At 58.9% G+C, this 13176-nt stretch carries 9 protein-coding genes and 2 pseudogenes; 4 read left to right on the top strand and 7 right to left on the bottom strand.

Features of this window, described 5'->3' with window-relative positions:
- Positions 1–80 precede the first annotated feature (80 nt).
- The 4 genes from GTU79_RS08165 (at position 81) to GTU79_RS08150 (ending at position 3827) form a co-directional block, all read left to right on the top strand.
- Positions 81–347 carry a DksA/TraR family C4-type zinc finger protein gene (locus GTU79_RS08165; protein ID WP_203522242.1) on the top strand — a complete coding sequence of 89 codons (267 nt, stop codon included), beginning with the start codon at positions 81–83 and terminating at the stop codon, positions 345–347.
- A gap of 240 nt (positions 348–587) precedes the next feature.
- Positions 588–2831, top strand: coding sequence for a mechanosensitive channel protein (ybiO, locus tag GTU79_RS08160; protein ID WP_203523129.1), 2244 nt, complete (start codon positions 588–590; stop codon positions 2829–2831).
- Between the two features lie 23 nt (positions 2832–2854).
- Positions 2855–3490 carry a flavin reductase family protein gene (locus GTU79_RS08155; protein ID WP_203522243.1) on the top strand — a complete coding sequence of 212 codons (636 nt, stop codon included), beginning with the start codon at positions 2855–2857 and terminating at the stop codon, positions 3488–3490.
- Between the two features lie 115 nt (positions 3491–3605).
- On the top strand, positions 3606–3827 hold the full coding sequence (locus GTU79_RS08150) for a hypothetical protein (protein ID WP_132922700.1): 222 nt from the start codon (positions 3606–3608) through the stop codon (positions 3825–3827).
- Between the two features lie 79 nt (positions 3828–3906).
- Here the strand turns inward: GTU79_RS08150 and GTU79_RS08145 are convergent, their stop codons facing one another.
- From GTU79_RS08145 to osmF, 7 genes and pseudogenes are all read right to left on the bottom strand, one after another.
- Positions 3907–5781 (bottom strand): M3 family metallopeptidase, encoded by a 1875-nt coding sequence (locus GTU79_RS08145; RefSeq protein WP_203522244.1) that lies wholly within the window; start codon positions 5779–5781, stop codon positions 3907–3909.
- A 16-nt stretch (positions 5782–5797) separates the two neighbouring features.
- Positions 5798–6784, bottom strand: a complete 987-nt coding sequence (gene ybiB, locus GTU79_RS08140) for a DNA-binding protein YbiB (protein ID WP_203522245.1) — start codon at positions 6782–6784, stop codon at positions 5798–5800.
- Between the two features lie 117 nt (positions 6785–6901).
- A complete protein-coding gene (dinG, locus tag GTU79_RS08135; protein WP_203522246.1) occupies positions 6902–9046 on the bottom strand; it encodes an ATP-dependent DNA helicase DinG in 2145 nt (714 codons plus the stop codon).
- 354 nt (positions 9047–9400) lie between these two features.
- A complete protein-coding gene (locus tag GTU79_RS08130) occupies positions 9401–10132 on the bottom strand; it encodes an ABC transporter permease (RefSeq protein WP_132922704.1) in 732 nt (243 codons plus the stop codon).
- Positions 10110–11074: pseudogene (locus GTU79_RS08125) on the bottom strand (ABC transporter ATP-binding protein). The gene GTU79_RS08130 and the pseudogene GTU79_RS08125 overlap by 23 nt, the downstream one beginning before the upstream one ends.
- A pseudogene (locus GTU79_RS08120) lies at positions 11071–12224 on the bottom strand (ABC transporter permease). Before GTU79_RS08120 ends, GTU79_RS08125 begins: the two co-directional pseudogenes overlap by 4 nt.
- A 30-nt stretch (positions 12225–12254) precedes the next feature.
- Positions 12255–13136, bottom strand: coding sequence for a glycine betaine ABC transporter substrate-binding protein OsmF (gene osmF / locus GTU79_RS08115; protein WP_413726901.1), 882 nt, complete (start codon positions 13134–13136; stop codon positions 12255–12257).
- Between the last annotated feature and the right edge of the window lie 40 nt (positions 13137–13176).

Here is a 13176-nt window from a genome sequence, read left to right as displayed (position 1 = left end):
AACGCAAAGGCTGACAACGCAGGTTGCCGGCCTTTTTGTTATGCAGACATTTCTAAAAACGCATTAAGGGGGGCAGATCCATGGCAAGCGGCTGGGCGCCGGACGGCGCGGTACAGGACCAAATCGACTCAACCATTGAAGATGCGGTAAAACGAGCGCGCCATTCACTCTCACGGGGAAATAGCGCCGCCATCTGCCAAGAGTGCGGCGAACCCATACCTGAAGCCAGACGTCTCGCCCTTCCCGGCGTCCAGCTCTGCCTGTCGTGTCAGGCGGAACGGGATAAAAAGATGTCTTCCCACGCCGGCTATAACCGCCGGGGCAGTAAAGACAGTCAACTGCGTTAAATCCTGTCAGCAGATTTTCCTCATTCAAACATTTTGGTCGATATAGTAGCCGTTCAGCCACCGGGCATCGCTATAATAAACACTTAGCTCTTTTTTGCGGAACGCCGATTGGTGTTATTTGAAGTCGCTTGCCCAGGAGGGAAACCCATGCCGGTTTTTACCCGCGTGTCGGCATTATCATGCCGCATAACGTATTGGCGGAAAGCGGGCGCGCTGCTGCTGTTAGGTTGTTTACTGGTTATGCCTTCGCTTCACGCGGCCTCTTTGCCCTACCTTTCAAAACTCACCGCCGGCGCCGCTCCGGCGACACCAGCGGCACCGACCGCCGCCGCGCCCTCCGCCAACGGCAACCCGCCGAGTCCGGCGGATGAAAAAGCTGCTTACGCCGCCCTGGCGGATATCCTTAATAACGACGCCGCCCGAACGGAGCTTATCAAACAGCTGCGTGCCGCCGCCCAAGGCCAGCCCAGCCAGGCCGCCCCCTTACTGGCCCCCGCTGATGAAGAAAAGGACACCCCGACGCTATTGGACAGCGTAACCGACATTACGCGCTTTTACAGCCACGCCATGGCGGCGAAGCTGAACACCTTAAGCAAAAATATCACCTCGGCGCCACAGCATACGTTTAACCGGGCGGTGTTTATGCTGGCCTTGAGCCGGTTCGCTCTGTTGTCCGTCGCCACCTTCGCCTTTTATTTTTTCTGCCGGTGGCTCGTTACCCCGCTGCTGCACCGGCTGGGCCGGTGGGGTCATACTGCCAATGATAAATATAAAAGCGGCGTAAAACGCATATCGGCGGTATTCGGCGCGTTTGCCGTGGAAATGATCATTTTGTTGGCGGCGGTTATGCTCGGGCAGTTTCTGACGGAGTATCTGAACGCGGACAGCCGGACCATTGCCCGGCAGTTAAGTCTGTTCCTCAATGCCTTTGCGGTGATGGAGCTGTTCAAGACCTTGCTGCGAATGATTTTTTGTCCGCGCTATCCCGAATTGCGGCGCTTGCCGATGTCCGATAAAAGCGCCCGTTATTGGAATCATCGGCTGAGTCTGGTGAGCGGCTTTATCGGCTACAGCGCCATGGTCATCGTGCCGATCATTGCCAATCAAATCAATACCCAAACGGCGGCGCTGGTGAATTTTATCATTATGCTCGCCACCACCGCCTATGTACTCTGGCTGATCGTGCGCAATAAACGCAATATTCAAAAGGAACTGGAGCAGTTTGCCAACCGCTCGCTGGCTTTCTTCAGCGTGTTTATCCGTGCCTTCAGCCTGATTTGGCATTGGCTGGCGGTGGCGTATTTTGTCATGCTGTTTTTACTGACCCAGTTCGACCCTGGCAATAGTCTGAAATTCATGGTTACCGCCACGGTGAAAAGCCTGATGATCATCAGCGTGGGGGCGCTGATCTCCGGATTATTGACCCGCTGGATTTCGCGGCATATCACCCTCTCGCCGGATGCCCGGCGCAACTATCCGCAGCTGCAGCAGCGTCTTAACGTTTATGTCTCCAGCGCGCTGAAAATTTGCCGGGTGCTGGTGGTATTTGCCGTGATGCTGCTATTGCTGGACGCCTGGCATTTGTTCAACCTGCGCAACTGGCTTACCGGCAACTTTGGCGCCCGCATCGTGGACGCGCTGCTGCGGATTTTTATAATTCTGATTTTTTCAGCCCTCGGCTGGACCTTGCTGGCCAGCATTATCGAAAACCGGCTGGCCACCGATGCCCACGGCCGGCCCCAGCCCAGCGCCCGGACCCGCACGTTGTTGACGCTGTTTCGCAATGCCCTGTCGGTTATCATCAGCACCATTACCATCATGATCATCCTTTCCGAAATCGGCGTGAATATCGCTCCGCTGCTGGCGGGCGCCGGCGCCCTGGGCCTGGCCATCAGCTTCGGCGCCCAGACGCTGGTGAAGGATGTTATCACCGGTGTGTTTATCCAATTTGAAAACGGCATGAATACCGGCGATCTGGTGACCATCGGCGATATTACCGGGGTGGTGGAAAGAATGACCATCCGTTCGGTGGGCGTACGCCAGGATACCGGCGCCTATTTCATCATTCCTTTTTCATCCATTACCACTTTCGCCAATTTTGTGCGCGGCATCGGCTCATTCGTGGCCAATTATGATGTCAATCGCGATGAAGATATCGATCGCGTCAACCAGGCGCTGCGGGACGCGGTGACTGAATTGATGAGCAAAGAGGATATTCGTCCCATGGTTATCGGCGAGCCCAATTTCGGCGGTGTGGTGGGTTTAACCAATCAGTCCTTTACCGTCCGGGTATCTTTTACCACCCAAGCATTGAAACAATGGACGGTGAGATTTACTCTGGACGGTCTGGTGAAAAACCATTTTGAAGCAGCGGGTATACGGCCGCCCTATCAGGCGGTGCAAATCATTTCCGCCGCCGCGACGCGGAATAATGTCCATGAAGCGGCCAATGATGGCCTGCCGCCCCCCGCCCCTAACGCTTAACAAGCAGCACACCTGGAGTAAAGATGAATCAACCAGAGTATCATTATTACGAACCCAGCCAGGGACACGGTCTGGCGCACGATCCGCTCAATTCCATTATCGCCCCCCGCCCCATCGGCTGGATAGCCTCGGTTAATCCCCAGGGGCAGCGTAACCTGGCGCCGTACAGTTTTTTTAACTGTTTCAACTATCATCCGCCCATCATCGGCTTTTGCAGCGTGGGGTGGAAAGACAGCGTGGCCAATATCAACGCCACCGGCGAATTTGTCTGGAACCTGGCGACCCGCCCGCTGGCGCAGGCCATGAATGAAAGTTCGGCCTCGCTGGCCGCCGGCGAGGATGAATTCGGTTTTTCCGGGCTGACGCCGGTACGAGGCACTCGGGTCGCCGCCCATAGGGTGGCGGAAAGCCCGGTGAATTTTGAATGCCGGTTATCGCAAATCATCCGGCTGCTGGACGCTGAGGGTATGCAATTGGAAAGCTGGCTGGTATTGGGTGAAGTGGTGGCGGTGCATATCGATAAAGCTTTGATTGACGAGCACGGCGTCTACCAAACCACCGCCGCCCAGCCGATTTTGCGCGGCGGCGGGCCGAGCGCTTATTACGGCATATCCGAGCAGCAGCGCTTCGATCTTATCCGGCCCGACGACAGGAAATAGCCAGCCATGGTCGTTCAAATTTTCTGACATATTTCGTCAATAATCGCCACGGAAAAAAATACCTGATGGGCGTAGTATAAGCATTCGTTATGGTATAATTTACAACGTGATTATTATGAAACTTAGATTTATCGCCGCCCTGCTCGCGATTTCCAGCGCCGCCGCCTATGGCGCTCCGGCGTATCGGCTGCCGGATATGCCGCGCAACCCGCGTACCGACAGCGCCTGTATCAGCAAAACCACCGCCGACACGGCCGGCAGCTGTCCGCGCCAGGTATTTGTGCCTGGGAAAAGCCAGGCGATGGAGGGTTACAGCCCGGTTTATCATAAAGACTAAACGGCTATAATCCCATAGCGATGCGCCCGTTTGGGGTATCGCATCGCGCCATCTCCCCACCCTTACTCTACGGACTTCTTTATGCGGATGTGGTCTTGGGGCCATATTCCCGCCGGATCGTCTCGGCAAACCGGTGGCACATGTCGTCATCGCTGCGGGCATTGGACGCCAGTACCCGCTCACCATCGATAATGGTTATCCGCGCGTCGAGGTTAAAATCGGCCGTCGGCTGCGCCCGTTTTTCGCTCTGCGCAATGCTCATTTGCGCCAGCTGCCAGGCCTCCTCCACCGTTTGATTGCAGATTTGCGCCAGATAGGCCGGATTAAAGCCCTCGCCGGTCAGGCTGCGCAGGGTGTCGTCGTGGGTCACGCTGTTGCCCGGCTGCCAATAATGGCGGGCCAGATCCGGACCGATGGCGGGATTGTCGGTGAGATAGCCGTCGCGCTGCAGGAAATAATGCCGGGTCTGTTCCACCGCCATCAGCGCCAGCAAATAGCCCTGGTAGGAACAGGCCGACTCCTGGGATAACAAATGGGGTATGGCCAGCAGCGGACGCGGGCTGCCGCTGATGCCGAGAATTCGCTGCTCGCATTCCCGCGCCAGCCGGGTAATCGCCTCCGGCGTCAGCTTTTCGTCGTCCCATTGATAAAGGGCCCATTCGAAATAGGGCACCAGCAGAATATGACGTTCATTAAAGGCACGCATCGGCTGCCGGGCGGCGATGAGCGCCTGGATCAAGCCATCCGGCGGCGGCGCGCCGTTGCCGTTGCGGGCATAGCGTTTCAACCAGTCGGCGTCATCCAGCAGGCTGTCGCAAAACATGGACTGCGTTTCGGCATATGCCATGGAGGTGGGCGGGAACTCCTGGGAAAAACAGGGGGCATTCTGCCGGATATTGGCGAAATGCGCGGCGTGGCCGCCTTCATGAAACAGCGTATTGATGCCGCTGATGCCGCTGCCCACCTGGTCCGGCTTGGCCAGGCTGGTGAAGTTGATGCGGGCCGGGATCCACGTTTCATGCTGCCGGAACGGCGGCACAGGTCCGTGCATAAAACCGTTTTCATATTTGTTTTTACGCACCAGCAGATCAAGCTGCAGCTGCGCGCCGTTGAAACCGATGTGCAGCCGTTTGAAGCTGTCGACCCAACGCCGCAGGGACTCGGCAAACGGCAGGTAGGGATCGAGCTGGCGGGTCACATCGCCGGCGGTGGCATAACGGATATTCCAGGGCTCTAACGCATCCTGGCCTTTCTCCGCCGCCAATTGCCGCAGGCTGCGCAGGTTGGCTTCCCGGGTCTGCTGTTCAAAAGAGTCCAGAATGGCGAACAGCTGCTCCGGCGTCATCTGCTCGGTTTTATTCACTTTATAATCAAAGTAGTTCCGATAGCCCATCTGCCGGGCAAAGCGATTGCGCAGGCGCACCAGGGTGGGGAAGCCGTTATGCAGCAGCCACTGCTCCAGCTCCCGCAAGGCCTGCTGCGAACTTTGGCGATAGGTTTCATCGGCGTTGTTGGCCTGGTTGGTCAGCAGTTCGCCCAGGGTCGCCGGCACGCGTTCGCCCTGGTCATTCAGGTGGGTCAGCTGGAAGGTTTTGCGCCGGGCGTACAAATCGTTTTCCGCCGCGACGATATCGTCCATCAGGGATAACGCCTGGTCATCTTCAATGACATTGCAGTCAAAAAAACGCGCCCAGCCGCGCAGGCCATGCAGCAATTCATCTCTCTGGCTGCTTTCGGGCGAGCGTTCCAACCATTCGATTTGCGCCCGGATTTGGGCGGGGCGCTTGGGGTCGGCGATAAAACGCTTGTAGGCCTGTTCCGCCCGTTCGAACCGCGCGGGCACATCATCGCCGCCAGTGGCCATATAATTTTGCCAGAACAGGTCTTCTTTGGTTTGATGGACCGCCAGATAGTCGCGATTCAGCGCGTCAAAATAATCAATCACTTGCTGCATGATATACTCTCTCAGATTAGCCTCGGGGGCGGCTGAATACGCCGTCCACATAGTCCAGACCCTGCGCCATGGATAACGATCGCCCGGTGGCCACCAGACAGCAGGCCAGCTGCAGCCGGATCGATTGCGGCAGGGCAAACTCGCCGCGCAGGCAGGCTTGCGTCCAGCAGGCGGTAGCGGCCGCGTCCCGATCGGCGGGCAGCGCTTCCAGCGGCGGCAAAGGATATAACGACGGGTCAAGCAGTAATTGTTGTTCACCCTGGTACAGGCCGAAGATTTTACTCAGCCGCTGCGGGTTGGCGTAAGATTCGCCCTCGGTGCCGTTCATCAACAGGGCGCTGCTGTTGATGGCTTTGAAAAAGTCGCCCACCCGCGTGATATATTCGGGATGGGAGACGCTGGCCAGGCGCCAGTGCAGGTGATGATGGAAGGGGGTGGCCAGTTTCGCCAGGGTATGGGCGCTGTTCCTGACCCCCATGCGCCAGCGCAGCTTAAGCTGGCCGTCCAGCGCCGGGCAGAGCAGGCGGATCGGGATAAATACCGGCTGCCGCCCCATCACCAGCGCGCTTTGCGCCCCGGCCTGGGAATCCTGCCAGGGCACGTCCAGCGCCCGGAAAATTTCCGCGCTGGTGACCCGTCCCGGATCCTCGGTCACACCGTGCACCACCACCGGAAAATCGAGACGGGACAGCGCCAATGCCAGCAAAGGGGTCAGATTGGCCTGCTTGCGCGCGCCGTTATAGCTGGGAATCACGATGGGAGGCGGCATATCCGCCGGCGCCTGCAGGGCCATGACCCGTTCTTCCATCGCCTGGTAAAACCCCAGCATTTCCCCTTCGGCTTCGCCCTTGATGCGAAAGGCAATCAGCAATCCGCCCAGCTCCAGCTCCGGCACCTCTCCCGCCAGTATGGCGCGGTAAAGTTCAAAAGCCGTTTGACGGTCCAGGTCGCGGGCATGGTTTTTTCCGCGCCCTACTTCTTTGATGACTTTGCTAAAATCCATAACCGATGGTGATCCGCCCTTGATATAGTTTCACTTCCGTCTCGCCGCAACGCCGCCGGGTTTACATCCGACTACCTGCCGGGGCGGGCGTTGAGATCCGTGTCAGGACGAGCATAGTCACAGACGGGGCCTTTTTTCAATCGGTTCTGCAGGAATGGGCTCTTCCGGCATCGAACGCTGCTCGATGGGAAATACCGGCAGCGCCGCCAGTAACCGCGCGCCGTAGGATTTGGTCAGCAGGCGCCGGTCATAAATCACGATTTCGCCGGTGCACGCATGGCTGCGGATCAGGCGACCCACCTGCTGGATCAGCTGGAATGAGGCGCTGGGCAGGCTTTGTACTTCAAACGGGTGCCGTTTCTGGCTTTTAAGCCACTCGCCCTCGGTGAGGATCACCGGGCTGTCGATAGGGGGAAAGGCGATTTTGTGGATATGGACCTGCGTCAGCAGTTCGCCTTTGAGATCCAGCCCTTCGGCAAAAGATTGCAGCCCCACCAGAACGCTGGTTTTGCCCTGATCCACCCGTTTGCGGTGTTCTTCTATCAGACGGTAGCGCGGCTGATCCCCCTGGACCAATAACAGCAGCCGCAGCTCCGTCACATGGGTCAGGAACGCCTGCATGGCGCGATGGCTGGCAAACAGCACCAGAATGCCGTGATGCCGCCCCATGGCCAGCTCGCCGCGGAAAAAACGCGCCATTTCCGCCAGATGCTCTCCTTCCGTCGCCATTACCGGTTCGGTGAACATCCGGGGGATAACCAGCTTGCCCTGGTGACGGTGATCAAAGGGCGAGGCCAGGGTGACAAACCGGTCGCCGGCCCGCTCCTGCAGGCCGCTAAGCTCCTGCAGCCGGTCGAAACTGTTCAGGGATCGCAGCGTGGCGGAGGTCACTACCGCGTGGGGGATCTTCGACCAGAGCAGCTTTTCCAACTGGTCGCTCACCCGAATGCCGACGCAGTGCAGATAAACATGGGCGCCGTTGTCGAACATTTCCCGGGTCAGCCATTTGGAAATGGGGGCGTTGGAGGCTTTCTCCTGAGCCGCCAGTTTCCATAACCGGCTGGTGGATTCCCAATAGCCGAGGATGCGGCTGGTGTGCAATAGCGCCTGATGCAGCCTGACGATATCTTGCTTGCCGGTCTTTTCGCTCAAATCGTTTAGGAAAAACTCCGCCAGCATGCGCAGCGCATCCGCCAGCTTATATAAACGGGCGGCGGCCTCCCTCATTTCTTCCGGCAGTTGGCCCATGGCGAAACGGTATTCGCCCGCCACGCTGTCGCGGGGCAGAAACGCTGTTCCCTGCCGTTCAAACTGCAGCGCCAGTTCGCGAATTTCATCGCAATGATTCTTCAGCCGTTCGCTTTCGCTCAACAGCGGCGGCTTGGCGGGTTTGAACTGCGCCAGCGTCTGTTCGGTCTGGCGCATAAACTGGTCCAATTGATGGGCAACGAAGCCTGGGGTAATTTCGCCGGACATCTCCAGCGCATCGCGGGCCACATCGGGCAAATGATGGCCCTCATCCAGCACCAGCAGCATATCCCTGGGGCCGGGCAGCACCGATTCGCTGTCCAGGGCCGCCATCACCAGCGCATGATTGGCCACCACCACGTCGGCGTGCTCAATTTCCTTGCGGGCAATGAAAAACGGACAGTCGCGGAAATAATGGCAATTACGTCCGAGACAGTTCGCTTTGTCGGTGCTCAATTTGTTCCATAAGGGATCGTCCACCGAGCGGGAGTAGTGATCCCGCAGGCCATCCCAGGCAAAGCCGGTGAGCGCCTGCTGCATTTTTACGCATATCGCCTGTTCCGCCCCGCTGGCCGGCGCCAGTTCGTCATCGAGAAACAGTTTTAAATCGCCTTGGAAAACCGCATCGGCGGCCATCGCCGCCAGATTGCGCGGGCAGACATAGCGCCGGCGGCCGAAGGCGGCGGTAAACTTCAGGTCGGGAATCAGCTTTTTCAGCAGCGGCAGGTCTTTATTGAAAATTTGATCCTGCAGCGCGACATTGGCGGTGCTCACCACCAGCGGTTTTTCTTCGGCACGGCCTATGGCGATGCCTGGTATCAGATAGGAGAGGGTTTTCCCTACCCCGGTGGGGGCTTCGATCACCAGGTGGCGTTCGATATCCCCCGCCAGCGCCCTGGCCACTTCGGCGATCATCTGGCGTTGGGGGGTACGGGATATAAAATCCGGTATATGTTTTTGCAGCGCTTTATACCAATCGTGGATTTGCGCTTTGGCGGCGACGGACAGCGGCATGGATTACTATTTTCCGAGTGCAGGTATGGCTATTGTCACACAGACCGCACGCGGCGTCAGCCCGATACTGGCTATATCTTCAGGGGGCATCGCAATTCGGGTAGCACTGTTGGCGAGCGACGCCGCCGGTTAACACGTTCGCTGCACGTTCGTTGATCGCGGGCCTGCCGCACCATGGGGCGCTTGTATCGGGGTCGGCAGGCTTTATAATGGTCCCTTGCCCCGCATTAAGGAAATGTATGAATTTCACCAGAGCCGTCGTTTTCAGCGTGATTTCCCTTATGGCCCTCGGCGGTATCGGCGGCGTGATGCTGGCGGGTTATATCATCATCGTCCATAGCTGACGGGCGCGCCCTAGGGGTGGCGTAGGGCCGCCAGGGCGCGTTCGAACAGCATGTCGCTTATGATGGCCAACAGCGCCACCAATATCGCGCCCTGGAGCACATAGGCGGTGTTAAAGCCGCTCAGGCCGATGATGATCGGCGTGCCGAGGGTCTTGGCGCCCACGGTGGAGGCGATGGCGGCGGTGCCGATATTGATGATAACCGAGGTGCGGATACCGGTGATGATCACCGGCGCCGCCAGCGGTAACTCCACCCGGGTTAATATTTGGCGGCGGGTCATGCCGGCGCCGGTGGCGGTCTCACGGATGGAATCCGGCACCGATTCAATGCCGGTGATGGTGCCCTGCACGATGGGCAGCAGACCGTACAGCACCAGGGCGATAATGGCCGGCTGTTCGCTGAACCCCATTACCGGCACCGCAACAGCCAACACGGCCACCGGCGGAAAGGTCTGGCCCACCGCCACTACCGTCTCCACCAGCGAGCGGAATTCAATACCCGCCGGGCGTGTTACGCCGATGCCGGCCCCCACGCCGATAAGCACGGCGATAACGCTGGATATCAGCACCAGCTGCAGATGCGCCCAGGCCAGGGAGGCAAAACTGTCCTGCAGATATACAGGACGATCGAGAGCCGGGAAAAGCCAGGCGAACAAGCCATCCAGTCGCGGCATGCCGAACATCAGGCCCAGCAGCAGCAACAGACACCATAACAGCGGATCAGTGAGTATCCGGCGCGGCATCGGACGCCTCCTCCCCGGTGGGGTTAACCAGGTCGCCGATATGCAGCACGCCCACCGCGTTGCCTGACGCATCTACCACCGGCAATCGTTCGGTCCGGCGGGCCACGAATTCCGACAGGGCTTCCCGCAGGGTCATATCGGCGGGAATGCCCCCCCCCTCCAGCCTTTCTCTTTTGGGGCCCGCTCTCCCGCCGCTCCCAGCCCGAGCAATTTGATGCCGATATCGTTCTGGCCGAAGAAATGTCGCACAAAGGCATTGGCCGGCTGCGTCAACAGATGACGAGGGGATCCTTGCTGGACAATTTTGCCTTGATCCAGCAGCACGATGCGATCCGCCAGAGCCAGCGCTTCGTCGATATCGTGGGTGACCAGCACGATGGTACGGCCGGACAGCTGATGGATGCGGGCAATTTCCAGTTGCAGCGCGCCGCGGGTGACCGGGTCCAGTGCGCCGAACGGCTCATCCATCAGCAGGACTTCCGGATCGGCGGCCAGGGCGCGGGCTACCCCAACCCGCTGCTGCTGGCCGCCGGATAATTGATGGGGATAACGGCCGCGAAATTGCGCCGCGTCCAGATGCAGCAGCTCAAGCAGTTCAGTCACCCGATCGCGTATTTTTCCCCGGGGCCATTTCAGCAGTTGCGGCACGGTGGCAATGTTCTGTTCCACCGTCCAGTGTGGAAACAATCCGATGGACTGGATGGCGTAACCCATGCGGCGACGCAGCTCCTGCGGCTTGAAACTGTGGATTTCATCACCGGCGAACAGGATTTTTCCCCGGTCGTGTTCAATCAGGCGATTAATCATTTTCAGCGTGGTGGATTTGCCCGAACCGGAGGTGCCGATAAGCACGGTAAATTCACCGGCGGCAATATTCAGATTCAGATCTTCCACCGCCGGCTTGCCGTGGAAATATTTGCTCACCTGCTGAAATTGGATCATTGGCGCACCTGGTGAAGAAATGAAACGATCAGTTTAAACAGTTGATCCACCACCACCGCCAGGGCGATGGCCGGGATAACGCCCAGCAGCACCAGTTCCAGGGCGCTGCTGAGCAACCCCTGGAACATAAGGGCGCCGAAACCGCCGGCGCCGATTAACGCCGCCACCATGCCCATGCCCACCGTCTGCACCGCGATGATACGTATCCCGGACAGTATCATCGGCAGCGCCAGCGGCACCTCCACCCGCAGGAAAATCTGCGGGCGGGTCATGCCCATGCCGAGGGCGGTTTCAATCACCTCGGCGGGGACCTGCTGCAAACCGGCGTGCACGCTGCGCACCAGAGGCAATAACGCATAAAGCACCAGCGCAATCAGGGCCGGCGCCAGGCCGATTCCGCCGATGCCCGCGTCCCGCAGCCAGGGCCAGGCGGCGGATAATCCGCTTAAGGGAGCAATCAGCAGGCCGAACAGGGCGATGGCGGGAATGGTCTGGATAATATTCAGGGTGGAAAACAGCGCCGGCCGCCAGCGGGCCGAGTGATGGCAGATAAAACCCAACGGAATGCCGATGAGTATGGCCGGCGCCAGGGTACCGAACAGCAGGGTCAAATGCTCGCCGAGGGCCGCCTGGAAAACCTGCGGCGATTGGCGTACTCTTTGAGCAGCGACAGCTCGTCCAGACGACCGGCCATCAGCAGCAGCGCCAGCGGCAGCCAGAGCTGCGCGTTGGCCAATACCCGCAGCGCATGGCTGGCCGTGGCCCGGCCAATGGCATCCGCGGCCATCAGCAAGCACAGCGCCGCCATCAGCCAGAATCCGCTGCCGAAGGAGGTGCGCACCAGATAACCGCCCTGTCCCGCCAAGCGGGCCGCCGTGCTCCCCGCCAGCGCCACCAGGCAGAACAGCAGCAGCTCCGCCAGTATCGTCACCGCCACCGAGAGCGGCCGGGACGGCGCGATAAAGCACAGGGCGCCGGCCAACAGCGCCGGTACCGGCAGCCAGAGCCAGTAGCCGGTCAGCAGTTCTTCCAGGCCGATGCCGCGGCCGGACATCAGGCGGTTGGGGGCATAATTGACAAACGGCAGCAGCAGCCCCGCCGCCAGCAGCAGTATGAACAGCGTCAGCAGTACAGGATTTTTAACCAAAATACCCTTTTCTCCCCGGCGCCCGGGACCGGATTATTTTATCAGTCCTTTCTGCTTGAGGTAATCCGCCGCGACCTTGCTGGCGTTTTGCCCCTCAACCGCGATACTGGCATTCAGCTTTTGCAGCGTTTGCGTATCCAGCGAGGCAAAGACCGGTTTTAGCCACTGCGCTATATCGGGATGCTGTTTTAAAACCGACTCGCGGATGATGGGGGTCGGCGCGTATATCGGCTGTACGCCGTCAGGATCGGCCAGGGTATGCAATCCCAGGGCGGCCACCGGACCATCAGTGCCGTAGGCCATGGCGGCGTTGACGCCGGAGGTCTGTTCCGCCGCGGCTTTCAGGGTGACCGCGGTATCGCCGCCGGCCAGGGACAGCAGTTGATCCTGCTGGAGTTTGAAATCATAGGTCTTTTCAAACGCCGGCAAGGCATCGGGACGCTCGATGAATTCAGCGGAAGCCGCCAGCTTGAACTTGCCGCCGCTCTTGAGATAGCGGCTTAAATCGCTAAGGGAATCGATATGCTGTCCTTTCGCCAAATCCTCGCGGATGGCGATGGTCCAGGTGTTATTGGCCGGCGACGGATCAAGCCACACGATATGATTTTTATCGTAGTCGAGCTTTTTGACTTTTTGATAGCCGGCGTTGGCGTCTTTCCAGGCCGGGTCTTTGTCATCATTGAAAAAGAACGCGCCGTTGCCGGTATATTCCGGATAGATATCAATTTCACCGGAAGTAATGGCGCCCCGTAACACCTGGGTGGTGCCCAACTGCGATTTATTGATGGTTTTGACACCGTGGGATTCCAATACCTGAACGATGATATTGCCCAGCAACGAGCCTTCGGTATCTATTTTGGAACCGACACGCACCGGTTGATCCGCCGCCTGCGCGCCCAGAGTCATGCCCAGCATGATAGCGGCGAGGCCGAGTAAACGTCCTTGATGAAAGATA

The organism is Sodalis ligni, from assembly GCF_016865525.2.
Lineage (GTDB): Bacteria > Pseudomonadota > Gammaproteobacteria > Enterobacterales > Enterobacteriaceae > Acerihabitans > Acerihabitans ligni.
The sequence above is the reverse complement of the archived record's forward strand: the minus strand, read 5'-3'. Positions and strand labels throughout refer to the sequence as shown.